This is a genomic window from Mycobacterium arosiense ATCC BAA-1401 = DSM 45069 (genome assembly GCF_002086125.1).
Classification (GTDB): domain Bacteria; phylum Actinomycetota; class Actinomycetes; order Mycobacteriales; family Mycobacteriaceae; genus Mycobacterium; species Mycobacterium arosiense.
In genome coordinates, this window is sequence record NZ_MVHG01000366.1 from 1 (window position 1) to 242 (window position 242).

The following is a 242-nucleotide window of genomic DNA, read 5'->3' on the forward strand; positions in this document are numbered from 1 at the left end:
GTGGCACTGAGCCTGTCGCGGCTGGACTCGCACCTGGACCGCAACTTCGAATGGCGCGACTACGGCCTGGTCTTCCATGTCATCAACAACCGCCAGGAAGACTTCGTCGGTTGCTCCTGGCTGGGCGCCGAAACCCATATCAGCCGCTCCGGCGAGGCGGCTCTGGACCCCACTTCCGCGGAGAGCACTCCATGACGCGTCTGTTGGTCGAATGCACCTATGTGTTCGAGCATCCCAAGGTC

The 242-nt window shown here is 62.4% G+C and carries 1 pseudogene; it reads left to right on the forward strand.

Annotated elements, in window-relative coordinates:
- Positions 1-195 (forward strand): annotated as a pseudogene (locus BST14_RS32210) (hypothetical protein); the annotation flags it as partial.
- Between the last annotated feature and the right edge of the window lie 47 nt (positions 196-242).